Below are 17,187 nucleotides of genomic sequence, written 5' to 3'. Positions count from 1 at the left end.
AGGCAATGCAGCTTATACTAGCTGTTACACTTGTCAAGTTAACTATGTAAGTTAATCAAACAGCCTTTTGGTTTCACTCGATACGAAAATATTGTACCACCAAACAGCCGATATTATTTACCATTAACTAATGACTTACGATTAACAAATAATTATTAATGAAAATTGTATTTTTTGGTACACCACAGTTTGCTGTACCCACGTTGGAAAAGTTATTGAATGATTCAAAATTTGATGTGTTGGCAGTTGTCACTCAACCAGATAAACGCCGGGAAAGGGGAAATAAACTTACTCCTTCACCTGTAAAGGCGATCGCCACTGCCCACAGCTTACCAGTATGGCAGCCAGAAAAAGTAAAAAAAGATGCTGAGATTTTAACCAAGCTCAAAGAATTAGACGCAGATGTGTTTGTTGTTGTCGCTTATGGACAGATTTTATCGTCAAAAATCTTAAAAATGCCAAAGTTAGGCTGTATTAATGTGCATGGCTCGATTTTACCTAAATATCGGGGTGCAGCGCCGATTCAGTGGTGTTTGTATAATGGTGAGAAGGAAACGGGGATCACAACCATGTTAATGGATGTGGGGATGGATACCGGGCCAATGCTAGAAATAGCCACTACACCCATTGGATTACTGGATAATACTCAAGATTTAGCCGAAAGACTAGCTGCGATCGGTGGGGATTTGTTAGTGGAAACTCTGTTGAAGTTGGAACGCCAGGAAATTCAACCAATACCCCAAGATAATTTGTTAGCTACTTATGCACCTCTGATTCAAAAAGAAGATTATGGTTTGGATTGGTCAAAAAGCGCGATCCAATTACACAATCAAATTAGAGGCTTTTATCCCAACTGCACGGCTACCTTTCGTAACAACTTGTTGAAAATCACCGCTTCGGCTCCCCTTGGTTCTGTAGGCCGCATCCCACCAGAACTACAAGAATTAATTCCTAAATTACCTGATTTGTCAAATGTATCAGACAAACCGGGAGTTGTAGTGAACATTACCAAAGGCATTGGAGCGATCGTCCAAACTGGGGAAGGTTTGTTGCTGTTGCGAGAGGTTCAGCTAGCTGGGAAACGTCCCCAGTCAGGATGGGATTTTGTTAATGGTACCCGCTTAACTGTGGGAGAAGTTTTTGGTGCGGGTCGTTGAGGGACAATAACTCTTAACTCCTGTACAGACGCGATTAATCGTGTCTCTCCTAGCTCTTAACTTCTAACTTTTCATAAAAGCGGCAAGATTCGCAAGGGCCATCTGGGTTGACTGCACAGCGAATGAGTTCTGAATGAGCATTGTAGGAGCAGGTGGCATCGCCAACTACCCAACGTCCACCTACCAAACTTTTTTCAGATGGTCGTTTAGCCGACTGCACGTAAATAGCAATATTATGTAAACGGTAGCGCCCAGCTTTGAGTTGGTATTTATGGCGGCGTTCTAAAACCGCATAAGTTTTACCTTCAAAATCGAGATAATTTCCGGGTTGGGGTGTCCAATCAAGTTGCACTTTACCGAGTGACTCACGCGGATGCGTGAGAATCACCTCGGTTTGTAAAGAGTCTGGCTCCATAAGCTTATGTGATTTGATTTACATTAGAAGAATGGTATAGCATAGCTTTCTTTAGCTTACCGAATTTACGATTACAATTAATGATTGCCTTTTCGTGCCCCTACGGATTAAGGCAACCAAAAGTCAGGTAGGATAGATTTGCCCAAGTCACGTAGAGTTTGGTTGAGCGATCGCGCCACTTGGATATGTGCTTCATCCTCTTCTACAGCTAAAATCTCGGCTGGCTGACCTTCTCCCAAATAAGACACCACCAAATTCGCCGCCTCTAAACCAGTAACATAAGCCTTTTCTTGTGACCAGGAACCATGACGGTTCACAATCCAATCCCCACTCATAAACACATTCTCAAAACTTGTCTTCGCGGGCAACATATAACGATAGCTACCAGGTGCAAAGTGAGTCACCGCCTGAGATAGGCGAATTACACTGCTATCAACGATCTTTGCCTCCCGAAAGGCAGGTACACAAGTTGCTAAATAACCCTGAACTATTGCTAAAATCTCCGCATCACTCAAACTGAGAAACTGATTCGCGTGATAAAAATCAGCTTCAATCACCGTTCCTGGCTCATCTCGATATTCATCATGTAAGGCATTCAAATCAAAAAACGTCCAACCTGTACTTGCGTCGAATCCAAAACAAGCATTAGAAGGACGGGGAATATCAATTTTGCGGTCAAACCATAGCCGCGTTGCTAAAACATCAATCCCTCCTAAATTGCTTAAATTACGGAACTCTTCATGACTTTGTAAACTAGGGCTAGTTGAGACAATTTTCTTCATTCCCGTAATCCCAACCGCAAAAATCACGGCATCTGCTTCAATTACTTCATCACCGCAAACCACACCTTTCGCCCGATGATTACTATCAACAATTAAGTCTGTAACTCGGCGCTTGGGTAGCACTCGTGCACCAGCTTTTTCAATCTGTTCCACCCAAGGACGAAATATCTTTTCTCCAACAGTTCCCCGACACCAAACTACATCAAAATCAGGTTGATGAGCCAGAATAAAAAAGTAAAGCATTCCTAAAGTTGCTGCGGCTGAACATTGTTCACCAGGGGCAAACAAGCCCACTAATAGCATTGGTTCAAAAGCCTCGCGGTAAAGTCGTGCAGAAACATTAAAGTTTTTGAACAATTCCCTAGCAGTTACAAAGTCATAGCGCCGCCAAGCATCATCAGAATTGTCAAAATCAACAACAGCATACAGTAAAGGCAGGGCGCTTAGACGGTCAATTAGTGGCAATCGTTTAAACTGAGTATATAGAAAAGTTCCTAGTGGGGATGGGAGTCTTGGTAAGTCCTGAAAAATCGGTGATTCAACTTCCAAGCCTGCTGGTGAATATTGTGAAGAACGAGTCCAAGTAGTAAAAGGATTAATTTCTAATTGATTGATTAAGGAAAAAATATTTTTGTAGGGATACCAAAAGCCATGAATGCCAGCTTCAACAGATTTTCCGGTGGCTGTTTGCCAACCTGCCACCAATCCACCTGGATAGGGGCCTGCCTCTAGAAGGGTCACATCATAGCCTTGTTTTGCCAAATGGTAGGTTGCTCCTAAACCAGCCCAACCAGCACCTACAACTACCACCCGTTTTTGTTGTGATCCTTCTACCATCCCAGCCTCCGATTGTTGCTGTCCATCAACTAATGTATACGAACTTGTGTTCTGATCGGATGACAGGTTGTTACTATAGCGGTTTTCTTTGGGATGCAGTTCAGTAAAAATGCCTTGCGGTTAATGCTGAGTTAAGAGTATAACAGAAAACAGACTTGACTATTCATGAGGAATAATCCTAATGACTCAATTAGCAAATACAAAATTCAGTTTAGATGATTTTGAATTACGAGATGGTATTTATTTTCCTAGTGACTATGAACAATTGAATAATACTCAACATAAAAAAACATGGGACGCAATTGGTAAAACATATTATGGTTCCCAAAAAATTGAAAAACTTGCAGATACCTCTCCCATAAAACAAGATTACACTTTACTAACTGGTACACCTGGAGGTACTTGGAACAAATTTCCATTGAATAAAAGTGTTGGCTCTATTCTAGAGATTGGCTCTGGTTATGGCCGCGCACCTTTACATCTCTCGAAAGCAAAAAATCTAAAATGTGAAAAATATTATGGTATTGATATTTCTGAACCTTTATTGCGACGGTTAATCAAGGTTAAACAAGAATATAATTTTTTCCCAGAAGCTGAATTTAACTTGATTTGTACTTCTGCTGAAATATTGCCTTTAGAAGATAATTCTATAGATTTGGTAATTTCTAACTGTGTCTTTATGCACATACCAGATGCACAATTAAGAAGCTTGTTAGCTGATATATCTCGTGTACTAAAACCTGGTGGAATTTTTGTTTTTAATCATTCCTTTCACAATAAGTCTTGTCCTTCTCATATTATCCACAACTTTATCAGAAGGCTAAACCCATTTGTGAGAAATCCAGTTTATCTCAAGCAATATTCTGGTGCTGAAATAAATGAAATGTTAATGACTGCTGGCATACAAACTAAGTGCCCAGAATACATTGTGGAACCAACGGCAGAATATGCAATTTTGCCGGAAACCATTAAGGGTATTCCAGTACCTTTTGCTAATGCTATTAACAGAAGTCTTAAACCATCAGATGCTTTAAAAGAAACTTTGGCTTATGGTTTTAGTGCCTACAGCACGAAACTGGATTAATTCAGAAACTCTTCTATTGGGTGGAAGTTTGTAGTCAGTAGCCCTAATGGAATCCTATCTGAATTTGTGAAAATTAGCGATCGCTAATATCCCCGACTTATTACCAGAAGTTGGGGATCTGACTTTTCACACCATCTAGAAAGCCTCTCTCCAAACCTCTCTTCTTGTAGTGGAGAAGCTTTGAATTTTCTCCTTTCCTTAGTAGTGAAGGGCGCTAGGGGGTTAGATTTGGCGTACATGACGTGAAAAGTCAGATTCACTTAGGCAATAAAGTCTAAAGCGGTAGATACGTTTGTAGTATCTTGCACAACAGCAATTAAATCGCCATTTCTGTAGATGAGGGTATCTAAAGCTGCCGCACCACTGAAGTTGGTTTTTGTAAGGCTGTAGCTATTGATACTACCACCAATCCTAATCTTGTCACCTTCTGATCGCTGGAAGTCTGTGATTAAGGCATATCCACTGCCCAAATAATCAATGTTGGTGCTAAAAGATCCATTAAAACCAAGGCTGAATGTATCCGCCCCAGTACCGCCAGTATACCTATCTATTTCGCCGCTACTACCGCCATAGCCACTGAAGAAATCATTGCCTGCACCACCAATGAGTGTGTCATTGCCACCTCCTCCGTAGAGCAGATCGTTACCATCTTCACCACTCAAATAGTCATTACCTCCGGGAGTACCGCTACCATTGGTGATTTCGTCGCCGAAGAGTACATCACCACCTGTTCCACCATAAAGTGAGTCATTACCAGTTCCACCGATCAGGTTATCGATGCCATCACCACCGTAAATATAATCGTTCCCACCTTTACCTTGAAGGTAATCGTTTCCTCCCAAACCACTCAGGAAATTTGAGTATTCGTTTCCTGTAATCTCATTGTTGAGGTTGTTGCCAATGCCATAGTAAGCAGTATTTGCATACAACAATGTTAAATTCTCCAGGTTTGCCCCTAGAGTGTAGCTAGAATAGGATAAAACGGTATCAGTACCTTCGTTAATATATTCAGTAATAGTGTCAGCCGTATCGCCTGTTTGTGCAGAAATCAGGTAAGTATCATTGCCTGTTCCGCCAAGTAAAATATCAGTGCCTGCTCCACCCCATATAAAGTCATCGCCTGCTTCACCAAAAATAACATCATTGCCATCGTCTCCGTAGAGAGTATCTTTGCCTCCACGACCCAGGATAGTGTCCTTACCATTGCCGCCGGAAACCAAATCATTTCCCTCTCCAGCATCGATGATGTCGTCTCCGCCTTTGCCATTAATATTATCGTTGCCTGCATAACCAAAAATGGAGATGTCAGCGGATTCAGTACCGTTTAAATTGTCATTACCAGAAGTGCCGTAGATAGCAGCCATAAATAATCTCTTTTGCTATTTTTCTTAGGACTTACGCAAATGTCATATCTTTTTCGTAGAGGTTTTTCAGGGCGGAGTCTCTGCCTTTGCTATCCCATAACAGAAAATACATCTGCCAGTTGCGTGAGTCTTAACATATTCTTTCACCAATATGAGTATTCTGTTTTTCAGATTTTCTTCATTGTTCGTAATCTAATTGATCAAGCTTTACCAACTTTTAGAGGTTAAAGTTGGTAAATTAGGGATTAATTGAGCTAACTCTTCCCCACGCAACTATGCCATTGGATTTATCGCCCCTTTGGATATCACTCAAAACTTCATTACTTGCCACATTTATCACTTTTTTCTTGGGTATTGCTGCTGCCTATTGGATGCTGGGATATCGTGGCAAAGGTAAATCATTGATTGAGGGTATCTTTATTGCGCCACTGATTTTACCGCCCACAGTTGTAGGCTTCTTGTTGCTGCTATTTTTTGGCAAAAATGGCCCTGTAGGGAAACTTATGGAGTCTTTTGACTTCACTATTGTCTTTACTTGGTATGGTGCTGCGATCGCAGCTACCGTAGTATCTTTCCCTTTAATGTATAAAACTGCACTGGGAGCCTTTGAACAAGTAGATGGCAACTTACTGCGAGTAGCTAGAACCCTTGGTGCAACCGAAACCACAGTCTTTTGGCGCATCAGTTTACCCCTAGCACTACCCGGCATTGTCGCCGCCACAATGCTCGCTTTTGCGCGTGCTTTGGGAGAATTCGGCGCAACATTGATGCTCGCTGGTAATATTCCTGGACAAACGCAGACAATCCCAATGGCAATTTATTTTGCTGTGGAAGCGGGAGCAATGAATGAGGCGTGGTTTTGGGCGATCGCAATTATGGTGATTTCTCTATCTGGAATAATTGCAGTCAACTTCTGGCAAGAATTGAGGGAAAAGAAGAAAGCAGGGGGCGGGGGGCAGGTGGTCACTGAGCGTAGCCGAAGTGGAGCAGGGGGAGAAATTTTTTATAGCCCGCAATCTAGCTTTGAATCTGGTGGATTATTAGTCAACATTGAAAAAATACTTCCTAGCTTTGATTTAAAAGTTGCTTTCACTACTGATGATCAACCCTTGGGATTGTTAGGAGGTTCTGGAGCAGGTAAGAGCATGATTTTACGCTGCCTGGCGGGGATAGAAACGCCCTCTAGTGGACGCATAGTTTTAAATGACAGAGTACTGTTTGACTCAGAACAAGGAATTAATCTACCCAGCCGCGATCGCCGCATTGGTTTTTTAGTGCAGAATTATGCTCTGTTTCCGCACATGAGTGTGGCGCAAAATATCGCTTTCGGTTTGCCCAAAAAACTATCTGCTGGAAGTATCCGGGTGCAGGTAGAGGAGCAACTAATAGCAATGCAGTTACAAGGATTAGGCGATCGCTATCCGCACCAACTTTCTGGAGGCCAACAACAACGGGTAGCCTTAGCAAGAGCATTGGCAAGTCAACCGGAAGCATTGCTTTTAGATGAGCCGTTCTCGGCACTTGACACCCATTTGCGTAGTCAATTAGAGCAGCAAATGACTGAAACTCTAGCAGACTACCAAGGTGTTACTCTATTTGTCACCCATAATATGGAAGAAGCTTATCGGATTTGTCCGAATCTATTGGTATTGGAGCATGGTAGAGCCGTTCATCATGGCAGCAAATACGATATTTTCCAGCATCCTGCTACCGTTAGTGTTGCTCAACTTACCGGATGTAAAAACTTCTCCAGTGCTGTTCTCCAGTCATCACAACAAATAGAAGCGATTGATTGGGGTTGTACTCTTCAAGTCATTGAACCAGTCACGAGCGAATTATCCCACGTCGGCATTCGTGCCCATCAGTTCATTTTTACCAACGACTCATCACAGGAAAATACCTTTCCCTGCTGGGTAGTACGAACAAGTGAAACGCCCCACCGAATGACATTATTTCTTAAACTACATTCTGCTGGTAAGAATTCTCAAGATTACCATCTGCAAGCTGAAGTCTTCAAAGAAAAATGGGCGACTATGAAAGATCAACCGTTTCCTTGGTATGTGCGTTTAGATCCTCTGCGCTTGATTTTGATGGAATGAAACGCAGAAATATACGGGACATGGCAAATTATTCAAAATCATCTTACTTCAAGCGCCCAGACCCCAAAGAGTCTGAGCGCTTGAATATTAGGTTGCAGAGAAACTTCTGCTAGTTAGGGGAATTAGGCAGTCATCATTTGCATACTTCTGCAAGACTCTGCACATTTGCGGCAAGCAGCAGCACATTCCATCATTTTCATGTCATCGCTCATCATCTCACACGCCATTGCAGTGCGATCGCACATTTCCGCGCAGAGCATACAAGTGCGTTCCATGAACTCAGAACCACTCATCATCATATTCATGCACATCATGCACATTTCAGAGCAATCGCGCATCATGCTCATCATGCTCATCATGCCCTTGTCCATCTGCATACCACCTTTGGCCATGCAGTAAGTCATGGTTTCCATGCACATTTTATGACAGTCCATACAAACTTCCATACAAGCTTGCATTTCGGCAGTCATGGTTTCAGTCATCATCATCATCATAGGAAGTACCTCTTGATTTTTTGATGCATAAAGAGTGTCCTTCTAAGGACTACTCACAACATTAATCCTATCCTTTGAAAGAGTCAATGGGAGTTTTTTGTCCAAAATTCAGAAGCCTACTATCCCGATATAATTACCGGAAATTTGGGCAAATCCTACAGAAGTTTGGTGCTGTTTTTTTGGCTATTCTTACACATTAAGGCTTAGATACTCTCGTTGTGGAGTGGGGTTTTATGGAGCAAGTCAATTTTTCTATCAGCAGGAAAAAGTTAGAGCTATAATCTAGATTAAAATTAATGTCATGATTTATTGACAAATGCTTTTTTAGAAACATTTATTAAATTATATTAAGCCAGTATTTATTAGCTTTAATGAAGATTTTTTGTATTCTCATCGACTTCATTTCAATCACAAAATCTTAGTATTAAGTAAGCCGATCTAATAAAAGCAAAATGTGTGAAGAAAGGTAAAGAAAGTTCAAACTCTTTTTCCCTTGCCCCTGTCTTATTCCACTGATAATTATTCATGCCGAACTACAGCAGTTTGCAGCTAAATGAGGTACAGAACCAAGGATTCACAAATCAAATTATTCTTCTGCCTCCTGCCTCAAAACCAGTGACTTTGTACCTTATGCCAAAGAAAAATGCTGTACTTATCCTTTGCGTTGTTGCTCCAACCATTGTAAAATCCGATTCCATGCCCACCAAGGATCGGAGTCTTGTACTTGACGCTGGCACTCTTTGCTGCTCAAATAGCCAACATGACCACCGTACTGAGTGAGCAATAAATCGATTGCGGAATTGCGATCGCAAGCTTCCTTTAATTCCGGTATGATGGCTGGGTCAAAAAGTGGGTCATCAGCAGCATATAAAATCAAAGTCGGTTTTGAGATTTGCGGCAATATTTGTAAAGCACTACTAGCTTGGTAATATGCTTCCACAGAAGAAAAACCTAATCGGTTAATTACCAGTTCGTTATCAAAACCCCAAATACTATTCGCCCGTTCAATCGCTTCTGGGTCAATGCTTCCAGGATGAGCATCATGAATTCGCCATGCTAGTTTTTTTAAATTCTGGGCAATCCCCGCTTCCAAATATCTGCCGAAGGGCTTTGTAACTAGATAAGATAGCGATCGCTCCGAATCCAAACTCGGACAAATCACCATACCACCGCCAATATCGCTGTCTTCTAGTCCTAAATCTTCATATTCCCTAATCACCTCACCAGCCACCTTCACTGCCCATAGTGCCAATTGACCTCCTAAAGAAAACCCTGTAAACCAAAATTTCCCAGGACATCCCATTGCCTTAGCTGCGGCGGCGATGCGAACAAAATCTTCCCCTTCATACAAACCATCAGAAGTCAAAGTTGGCGACAATTCGGCAGTTTTCCCGTGGGCCCGCCAATCAAACAACACTACGGCGTATCCTTGAGCGTAGGCTTTGCGCCCTAGCACCCTCAAAAACCATTCTGTTTTTAACTCTCCAGTAATGCCGTAAGTGCCGATAATCGTGCTATGGGCATTTTCCGGGATGGCAACCAAGCCAAAAATTGGCACACCTTGGCCACCAACAAAGATTTTCTCGTGATAAGAAGGTTCTGGGTCTTTAGTAGTACTTTGCCAGTGACGTTTTCCCCACAAAGCAGTGTATACAGTCATCATCACACCGTTTTGTAAAAACCAAGACGGATTGTAGGGGGGAGTATAACACATCATAGACTATAAGATTTCATGTAGTTGAGTCTTGATTTCATAGTCATTTAATCTTAATATTTATGTAAGATTTAAAAACTTTTTTAGAATCGTTTCAAAAATCTTTGTATCTATCAAAGGTTGTTAATTATCCTTAATAAGTAGTAATAATTTTTAAGAATGCCGAGGATTCTTGTCATAGACGATGACCCAGCGATTTCAGAACTAGTTGCCGTCAACTTGGAAATGGCTGGCTACGATGTTAGTCAAGCTGAAGACGGCATCAAAGGTCAAGCGCTGGCTCTCCAGCTTCAACCAGACTTGATCATGCTCGATTTAATGTTGCCCAGAGTAGATGGGTTTACAGTTTGCCAACGCCTGCGCCGCGACGATCGCACCTCTGAGATTCCCGTGTTAATGTTGACGGCTTTGAGCCAAACTCAGGACAAGGTGGAAGGCTTTAATGCTGGCGCAGATGACTACCTCACCAAGCCTTTTGAAGTTGAAGAATTGCTGGCACGGGTGCGGGCGCTTTTGCGACGTACTGACCGCATTCCCCAAGCCGCAAAGCATAGTGAGATTCTGAACTATGGATCATTGACCCTTGTTCCCGAAAGATTTGAGGCAATATGGTTCAATGACACGGTGAAATTGACTCATTTGGAATTTGAGCTACTTCACTGCTTACTACAACGCCACGGTCAAACAGTTTCTCCTAGCGAAATCCTCAGAGAAGTTTGGGGCTACGATCCCGATGACGACATTGAAACGATTCGAGTCCATATTCGCCACTTGAGAACCAAACTAGAACCCGATCCTCGCCATCCCCGCTATATCAAGACAGTGTATGGTGCTGGATACTGTCTTGAGTTACCCGGTATACCTCCATCAAATGAAGGAGCTTCCGCAACACTGGTGGAATGAAATCATGCTAAATACCCTTAACTGAGCGATGATTTAGGCAAGAACTTTCAGAAACACTTATTCCTTACCGTTTAGTTAAGGTTATTGGTGAGATTTTCCGGTGTGTAGAGACGTTGCAATGCAACGTCTCTACAAGCGTTACCGACAGGGAAATTATTTTATCCCAAGGGTATTAGTCTAAAATCATCTCAAGAGTATTGCTGTAGGATACTGAACACAAGTACTAATACGAATGGCACTAAGAAAAGATACAGCCCTTGTTCTGACTGGTTCCCAGCCTGGAGGCTGGAAATCCATTCTGGAAGGGCTGCCGCCTCCGGTAGCTTGAATTGAGGCAGAGCCTCTTTTAAATACATTCCCAGTCTGGAGGCTGGGAACGAGACGACACAAGCTTTTGGGCTTTTCTTAGCGCCATTCAGCACTTATACGGTTTATACTGCTAGTTTAAGTAGGCTGTAGGGTACTGACTAATTTTAGTTGGCGGCCGTTTAATTTTTCCCTCGCAGTAACCCAGGTCGTACATACTAGCAGCTTGAGAATCTTCTTCTGGTGCCAATTTAGCTTTTCCAGCCCAAGCATCAGATTTTCCTAAGTTAAACCAATCTTCATTAGTCATCCCTAAACCAAATGTGTTCTCGGTTGTTTTTGTCATTTAAGTACCTCTACCGTACTGATAAGTGACTGGCTTTGAATACCTTGCGATACACTACGACTGGGCGTGCCAATCTTGGGCTTGTTGGCGGATAGACTGTAATTCTTCAGAAGACATTTTATCTAAATTCTTTAAAATAAAACTCATCCTTCCTTGAGACTGTAGTTGTTGGCGGTGTCGGTTAAGAAAATCCCAATAGAAGAAGTTGAACGGACAAGCATTTTTACCGACACGTTCCTTATGGTTATAAACACAACTTTTGCAATAGTCACTCATTTTATTTATATAGTTAGCAGAAGCAGCATAAGGTTTTGATGCCAACACACCTCCATCAGCAAATAAACCCATACCAATGACATTTGTCTGCATTACCCAGTCATAAGCATCAATAAACACTGCATGGAACCAGTTTTCTACAGATTGTGGTGAAAGTCCGGCAATCAAAGCAAAATTACTCAACACCATTAGCCGTTGAATATGATGAGCGTAGCCAGTGCGTTCCACTTGCGTAAGAATCTGGTGTAGACAATTCATTTCGGTTCTGCTTGTCCAGAAAAAATCAGGTAGCGGTTGTGTGTGGTTAAACCAATTTTTATCTGAGTAATCTGCATCTACATAGTGATAGATGCCGTGCATATATTCTCGCCAACCCAATATCTGACGAATGAAACCTTCTACACTATTTAAAGGCAATTGCTGTTGAAAGTATGCTTGTTGTACGGCTTGAATTACCTCCATTGGTTGGAGTATCCCGATATTCAAATAAGGAGAAAGTAGCGCGTGCCACATTGTTTCTTCCCCTGTTATCATTGCATCTTGGTAGGGGCCAAAATACGGTAGACGATTTTGAATAAACCAATCTAATACTTGAAGTGCCTGTTGGCGATTTATTCCCCAGCGAAAAGGTTTTATTTCCCCATAAGTTGGGCAAGTGAGAGAATTAACTTGAGCAATGACATCGAGAGTAATTTCGTCTGGTTCAAACCATTGTGCAGGTGGTGTATTTAATTTACCTTTGGGTGGTTGACGATTTTCTTTATCTAAATTCCACTGTCCACCAACTGGTTTATCTTTCTCCATTAAAATTTGGAAACGTCGCCTTCCTTCCCGATAAAAGTCTTCCATTAACAGGCGCTTACGATCTGATGCCCAATGATTGAATTCTTCTGTACTCCACAAAAAATGATTGTTAGGAATCAAAGTGATTGTACAGAAAAGTTCTAAACTTTGAATCATTTGGGTGAATGGTAGATCATTCGGTGTCATCACCCGCAACTGAGTAATTTGATTTTCCCTAATCCATTCTTGGAGTGGTGCTTCAAAATCTTCAGCTATTTTGTATGTTACTGAATATTTTAGTTGTCGCAACTCTTGGGCAAAATGCCTCATTGCCGACCAAAGTAAGACTAACTTTTGCCGATGGTAAGGTCTTACTTGAACATGACGCAGTGACTCGATCAAAATTACAGGCACGTTTTCCTGATGCAAACAACTTTGTAAAGCTGCTTGTTTTACCCAAAGTTGGTCGCCTAATATCCAAACCCCAATCGTCATTGTTACTACCACTAATACCCATACCTACAGATAAACATAGATAGTGCTTATCTGTAGGGTGTGGAGCAGTGGATTTGATTTAGGCAATTTGAGTTACTTGCTGATTCACACGGGGACGGCCAAAGCGCTCCCAAGCACTCCCTCCCCGCAGAAACAATTCTAAAAAGCGCAATGGTTCCCCGGAATCCCCTCTTGACCAACCGGAACTACCAGGAGCAAAGGCTAAAGTCCCTTCAGATACCTTGAAGCTGCCATCAGAATACACTGCATCACTGACTACATCTCCAATTCGGATCACAATCTTGCTTTGAGGCTCCAAGTTTAGTGTATGCGCCCCAATAGTTGTTTTGATGTTGCCGTAGCCATCAACCCAGGCAATTCGATCTGGTGGGACATCTGGGATTTGCTCACTCTTAAGGCTATCTCCCAGAAGGCTAAAATCTTCATTCATAATGGCAGCCGCAGCCGGAGGAAAGACATCCCGTGAGCGAAACTGCGATCCACCACGAGAAACGTTGACCACTCGCAACTCCTTTGTATAGCCTTTGAGAAAGGAAAGGGTGTAGCCTGCATTCACACCCACTACTTTTACACCATTGGATAAAAGGGCATAAGTTAGTCCTTCACCTTCATTATCTCGACGGGCTTCGGGATCATCTTGACGAGGCGCACAGTTGTGATAAATTAAGCGATCGCTAGGGCCTGAGTTAAGTCCTAGTTGGGCAATCCAGAATCCCGTTGCCAAAGTACTGAATGCTGGAACCGAAAGTAAATGAATTTGGGCATGAGGAAAAGCCATCAGCAGACGTTGTGTGACTTCTATAAATGCCGGATCTCCTGTACCGTAGTCTGCAATGACGCAGATAAACATTCTGCTCCTCCTTCTGATGGGTAGTAATTTGCAATCAACGTAATTCATAATTATGAATTATGAATTATTCCGTCATTATGTGATTACAGAGTGAAATAAACACTTGTTTGTTAATTTCACTCCTAATTAATAACGTTAAAGTATTAGTTAACGCAATGAAAACAATCAGTTCACTTTTTAACGAAGAACGCAACCAACTTCAGACAGATATTGATAATACAACCAGTATTGAACAGATAGTTAAACTGGTACAAAACCGACTTGATAATCTTGAAAGAATTTACATTGAAAAGCTTAATTTAGCTCAAGTTCGTCTAGCTTCATTTTTCCTAGATACCCTGCGGCAGTCCATTGCCACTCTCGCTGCGGCTAACTATTCTCAAGTTGCTCCAACAGAACAAAAGCAATTTACTAACCCAAGTACAAACCTTTTTTCCAGTAGATTAATCCTGAAACTGCTAAAGGGACTAATTTATATAGGCATCTTAGGTTCGTTATTCTCTTTAACTAAAACTACCCCTGGTGCATGGATGGCTATCTTACTAACCTCTCTACTTCTAGGGGTAGAAGTTGTGCTTCAACTCGAATTAAATAACCAGCAAAATTCTATATCTTCAGAACTATTGGAATTACCTAAACCTCTACTCCGGGTTGATAGCAAAGTATTTTTAGATCATCTTAGCGATGCTCTCAACACTATCGACCTAGCAGTAGCTAGAGTAGAAGATGGGAATAAACATGAAGGCGATTTAGCTATAGAAGAACTACCAGAGCTATTAAATTTTCTGCAAAGGCTAATGGGCGCATCAAAACTTGATAAACCCCAAATGGCTTATGAACTTGCAAAACTTCTGCCACAGATTTTAATGTCTCAGGGAATTAACACTCAAATTTATCGACCAAATGACCCTCACAGCGATCGCAATTATTTTGACTTTGAGCCAAGTATCGACCCCGATACTAAAGAACACGTAACTCTAACTCCGGCTTTGTTAAAAGGCGATCGCTTGATTCGGCGCGGTAGGGTAATTGAGCCAGCATATTCCGCTGCTAGAGAATAATAGACAATAAGGGTATGGAAATTTTAGAAACAATCGGTTTTGATTTGGGACACGGTGAAACGGCTGTAGCTAAAGCGATAGTGGAAAGCATCGACCCCCCCCAGATGCTGGAGATTAATAACAAGAAGAACCAAATTACAGCCCTTGGTTGGCATCCCAAACTCGGTTATCTGGTCGGAGAACAAGCATTAATTCAAGCTGGCGTTACCCAACTGACAATTTCTTTTAAGCAAAAACCCAATAACGATCCCAAATATCGGGAAACAATTAGCACTTTTGTGGCAACATACTACCGCCTTTTGAAAGAAAGCAAACAACTTGAAGGTGGGAAAGGTAGCTATTTTTACATAGGTTGCCCTTCAGGATGGTCAGTTAGCGATCGCACCGAATACCAAAAGCTACTTCAAGAAGCTGGCATTCCCCAAATAAATGTTGTACCCGAATCGCGGGCCGCTTTCATGCAAGCCAAGGAAGCCGGGAAGTTGGAGTATGACAAACTTGTTGCATCGGTGCTAATTGTCGATATTGGCTCTTCAACCACAGATTTTACTCTGGTGAAAAGTTTAGAAGAGATCCCGATAGATTTCGGGAGTAATACTTTAGGTGCATCTCTAATTGACAAAGCTATTTTCGCCCGGACTCTCGCCAACCACGAACAAAAAGCATTGCTCGAAAAAGTATTTCAGGAATATCCGCATCACCAAGCTCGTTGTGAACTTGCTTGTCGCAAAGCTAAAGAAGATTACTTTTCTAATGAACAGCTATACAGCGATCCTGAATCCTTTGCGCGTGGCTTCGAGTCGATCAACGAACAGATTTATTTTATTCCCCAAGTCAATAAATTGATGATGGAGGAAATTTTAAACCAGCCCTTACCGGAACTGGGACATCATAGTTGGGTGCGATCGTTTAGCGACTCTTTAACCGATGCGAAAGAAAAGCTAGAAAAACTTGGAATTGTGCCAAAACTTTTGCTGATGACTGGTGGTGCATCTCGGATGAAGTTTACGCACTTGCTTTGTCAGGAAATGTTTCCCGAACCAGAAACGCTGCTTCGCCCCGATCCAGAACCGGAACGGTGTATTGCACTGGGTTTAGCACGAGTAGGACGATGGGATCTGCGTGCTGCTGCTTTTAAGGAAGAAGTCAACAAACTATTTACCTCGAATACGCTTAAAGGTTTGATTGAAAGGCATATCCCAGAATTAATCGAATCACTAACTAAGCCTTTGACAGACGGCTTGCTTGTCAACGCAGTTAAACCAGCTTTAAAAGATTGGCAAAAAAACAAAATACGAACTTTAGCCGATTTGGAAACATCTTTAATCAGTCGTGCAGAACAGTGGCTCAAAAGCGATCGCGCTGTGCAGATAATTAATCATCAATGCGCTTCTTGGTTTAACAATAAAATCCAACCCGATTTAGCCGCACAAACTGATCCAATCTGTCGAAAGTTTCAGATACCTAGAAGCAGCTTAAGGTTCCAGGATAGCATTGACCCAAATTTTGTTAACCCAGAGCTACGAATTGGAGATGCTATTTTGGCTGAGACAGTGGGCTTTATTGTCAATGTAGTAATTGGTGGAGGCACTGTAGCTAGCATCATCACTCTCATACTAACAGGACATTTAACCTGGCCTATTGCACTAGTATATGGGGCTTCGGTGATGGCGGCAGGAATGGAGCTAAATCGTAAGAGTGTTCAAGAAGTAATCAAGACAAATGTGGATGTACCTAGTTGGGTTCGTTCTAACTTTTTGAGTGACAAAAAAATCGAGGATATGTGTGAGCAAATAAAGCCTGAGTTAGAGAAAGTTATTCAAGAACAACTGACAGAGGATCAAGAGGCTTTTGATAAACTGATTGGCAAAGTTGAGCAAGGACTTAAAAAAAACCTTTCTACCAAGGTTAAATCTTGCATAATTCTGATCCAATAGCGGTGATATATAGCAGTAAATATAGTTTTTATAATCTCAGCTTTCTCTGTGCCTCTGTGGTTTAGAATTTATTTAACCGCAGAGGCACAGAGAACACAGAGAGAAGAGATTAAAGAAGAATTTATAGACTAAATTTTTTTGGGCATTTGTTGGGTTTCACTTCTTACCACTGCGGGGAAGCAAGCTACAACTCAACTACAATTATCCTTAATTGAACCGGATTGTTTTATAACAAAAAAAGAGGTTAACTTAGAAACACAAGT

General features: G+C 41.8%; 14 protein-coding genes. 6 read left to right on the top strand and 8 right to left on the bottom strand.

The genetic code is table 11. The features are described 5' to 3' along the window. Nucleotides 1-158 precede the first annotated feature (158 nt). On the top strand, nucleotides 159-1,157 hold the full coding sequence (gene fmt, locus ACFFRD_RS34715; protein WP_392480431.1) for a methionyl-tRNA formyltransferase: 999 nt from the start codon (nucleotides 159-161) through the stop codon (nucleotides 1,155-1,157). A 49-nt stretch (nucleotides 1,158-1,206) separates the two neighbouring features. Here the strand turns inward: fmt and ACFFRD_RS34710 are convergent, their stop codons facing one another. Next, nucleotides 1,207-1,572 (bottom strand): DUF6464 family protein, encoded by a 366-nt coding sequence (locus tag ACFFRD_RS34710; protein WP_114081723.1) that lies wholly within the window; start codon nucleotides 1,570-1,572, stop codon nucleotides 1,207-1,209. 107 nt (nucleotides 1,573-1,679) lie between these two features. Continuing rightward, nucleotides 1,680-3,191 (bottom strand): FAD-dependent oxidoreductase, encoded by a 1,512-nt coding sequence (locus tag ACFFRD_RS34705; protein ID WP_392480429.1) that lies wholly within the window; start codon nucleotides 3,189-3,191, stop codon nucleotides 1,680-1,682. A gap of 181 nt (nucleotides 3,192-3,372) precedes the next feature. Between ACFFRD_RS34705 and ACFFRD_RS34700 the strand changes: the two genes are divergently transcribed. Then, nucleotides 3,373-4,275 carry a class I SAM-dependent methyltransferase gene (locus ACFFRD_RS34700; RefSeq protein WP_392480427.1) on the top strand — a complete coding sequence of 301 codons (903 nt, stop codon included), beginning with the start codon at nucleotides 3,373-3,375 and terminating at the stop codon, nucleotides 4,273-4,275. 260 nt (nucleotides 4,276-4,535) lie between these two features. On the opposite strand, the gene ACFFRD_RS34695 is transcribed toward ACFFRD_RS34700, so the two are convergent. Beyond that, complete coding sequence (locus ACFFRD_RS34695) at nucleotides 4,536-5,639, bottom strand: calcium-binding protein (RefSeq protein ID WP_392480426.1); 1,104 nt, start codon at nucleotides 5,637-5,639, stop codon at nucleotides 4,536-4,538. Between the two features lie 275 nt (nucleotides 5,640-5,914). Here ACFFRD_RS34695 and modB point away from each other — a divergent pair, with 275 nt between their 5' ends. Further along, nucleotides 5,915-7,738, top strand: a complete 1,824-nt coding sequence (modB, locus tag ACFFRD_RS34690) for a molybdate ABC transporter permease subunit (protein WP_392480424.1) — start codon at nucleotides 5,915-5,917, stop codon at nucleotides 7,736-7,738. Between the two features lie 122 nt (nucleotides 7,739-7,860). Here the strand turns inward: modB and ACFFRD_RS34685 are convergent, their stop codons facing one another. Further along, a complete protein-coding gene (locus ACFFRD_RS34685) occupies nucleotides 7,861-8,232 on the bottom strand; it encodes a four-helix bundle copper-binding protein (protein WP_163928093.1) in 372 nt (123 codons plus the stop codon). Between the two features lie 652 nt (nucleotides 8,233-8,884). Further along, the gene (locus ACFFRD_RS34680) at nucleotides 8,885-9,949 is read right to left on the bottom strand and encodes a YheT family hydrolase (protein ID WP_392480422.1); all 1,065 of its coding nucleotides are present in this window, start codon (nucleotides 9,947-9,949) and stop codon (nucleotides 8,885-8,887) included. Between the two features lie 156 nt (nucleotides 9,950-10,105). Between ACFFRD_RS34680 and ACFFRD_RS34675 the strand changes: the two genes are divergently transcribed. Continuing rightward, nucleotides 10,106-10,849 carry a response regulator transcription factor gene (locus ACFFRD_RS34675; RefSeq protein WP_392480420.1) on the top strand — a complete coding sequence of 248 codons (744 nt, stop codon included), beginning with the start codon at nucleotides 10,106-10,108 and terminating at the stop codon, nucleotides 10,847-10,849. Between the two features lie 439 nt (nucleotides 10,850-11,288). Here the strand turns inward: ACFFRD_RS34675 and ACFFRD_RS34670 are convergent, their stop codons facing one another. From ACFFRD_RS34670 to ACFFRD_RS34660, 3 genes are all read right to left on the bottom strand, one after another. Further along, nucleotides 11,289-11,501 (bottom strand): hypothetical protein, encoded by a 213-nt coding sequence (locus tag ACFFRD_RS34670; protein ID WP_114081729.1) that lies wholly within the window; start codon nucleotides 11,499-11,501, stop codon nucleotides 11,289-11,291. A gap of 54 nt (nucleotides 11,502-11,555) precedes the next feature. Beyond that, entirely contained in the window at nucleotides 11,556-13,055 is a 1,500-nt protein-coding gene (locus ACFFRD_RS34665) for a cryptochrome/photolyase family protein (protein ID WP_392480418.1), read from the bottom strand. 79 nt (nucleotides 13,056-13,134) lie between these two features. Continuing rightward, the gene (locus ACFFRD_RS34660) at nucleotides 13,135-13,926 is read right to left on the bottom strand and encodes an S-adenosyl-l-methionine hydroxide adenosyltransferase family protein (protein WP_392480416.1); all 792 of its coding nucleotides are present in this window, start codon (nucleotides 13,924-13,926) and stop codon (nucleotides 13,135-13,137) included. A 155-nt stretch (nucleotides 13,927-14,081) separates the two neighbouring features. Between ACFFRD_RS34660 and ACFFRD_RS34655 the strand changes: the two genes are divergently transcribed. Further along, nucleotides 14,082-14,987, top strand: a complete 906-nt coding sequence (locus ACFFRD_RS34655; RefSeq protein ID WP_392480414.1) for a hypothetical protein — start codon at nucleotides 14,082-14,084, stop codon at nucleotides 14,985-14,987. A gap of 14 nt (nucleotides 14,988-15,001) precedes the next feature. Next, nucleotides 15,002-16,924, top strand: coding sequence for an Hsp70 family protein (locus tag ACFFRD_RS34650; RefSeq protein WP_392480412.1), 1,923 nt, complete (start codon nucleotides 15,002-15,004; stop codon nucleotides 16,922-16,924). Nucleotides 16,925-17,187: the final 263 nt, after the last annotated feature.

This window comes from Nostoc sp. C110 (genome assembly GCF_043099725.1).
GTDB lineage: Bacteria > Cyanobacteriota > Cyanobacteriia > Cyanobacteriales > Nostocaceae > Nostoc > Nostoc muscorum_A.
Note: the sequence above shows the minus strand (reverse complement) of the source record. Positions and strands in the feature narration are given on the sequence as shown.

Coding starts and splice junctions, on each gene's coding strand:
- ACFFRD_RS34710 (WP_114081723.1), bottom strand. CDS start 1,572: ATGGAGCCAGACTCTTTACAAACCGAGGTGATTCTCACGCATCCGCGT.
- modB (WP_392480424.1), top strand. CDS start 5,915: ATGCCATTGGATTTATCGCCCCTTTGGATATCACTCAAAACTTCATTA.
- fmt (WP_392480431.1), top strand. CDS start 159: ATGAAAATTGTATTTTTTGGTACACCACAGTTTGCTGTACCCACGTTG.
- ACFFRD_RS34650 (WP_392480412.1), top strand. CDS start 15,002: ATGGAAATTTTAGAAACAATCGGTTTTGATTTGGGACACGGTGAAACG.
- ACFFRD_RS34700 (WP_392480427.1), top strand. CDS start 3,373: ATGACTCAATTAGCAAATACAAAATTCAGTTTAGATGATTTTGAATTA.
- ACFFRD_RS34685 (WP_163928093.1), bottom strand. CDS start 8,232: ATGATGATGATGATGACTGAAACCATGACTGCCGAAATGCAAGCTTGT.
- ACFFRD_RS34680 (WP_392480422.1), bottom strand. CDS start 9,949: ATGATGTGTTATACTCCCCCCTACAATCCGTCTTGGTTTTTACAAAAC.
- ACFFRD_RS34660 (WP_392480416.1), bottom strand. CDS start 13,926: ATGTTTATCTGCGTCATTGCAGACTACGGTACAGGAGATCCGGCATTT.
- ACFFRD_RS34675 (WP_392480420.1), top strand. CDS start 10,106: ATGCCGAGGATTCTTGTCATAGACGATGACCCAGCGATTTCAGAACTA.
- ACFFRD_RS34705 (WP_392480429.1), bottom strand. CDS start 3,191: ATGGTAGAAGGATCACAACAAAAACGGGTGGTAGTTGTAGGTGCTGGT.
- ACFFRD_RS34695 (WP_392480426.1), bottom strand. CDS start 5,639: ATGGCTGCTATCTACGGCACTTCTGGTAATGACAATTTAAACGGTACT.
- ACFFRD_RS34670 (WP_114081729.1), bottom strand. CDS start 11,501: ATGACAAAAACAACCGAGAACACATTTGGTTTAGGGATGACTAATGAA.
- ACFFRD_RS34655 (WP_392480414.1), top strand. CDS start 14,082: ATGAAAACAATCAGTTCACTTTTTAACGAAGAACGCAACCAACTTCAG.
- ACFFRD_RS34665 (WP_392480418.1), bottom strand. CDS start 13,055: ATGACGATTGGGGTTTGGATATTAGGCGACCAACTTTGGGTAAAACAA.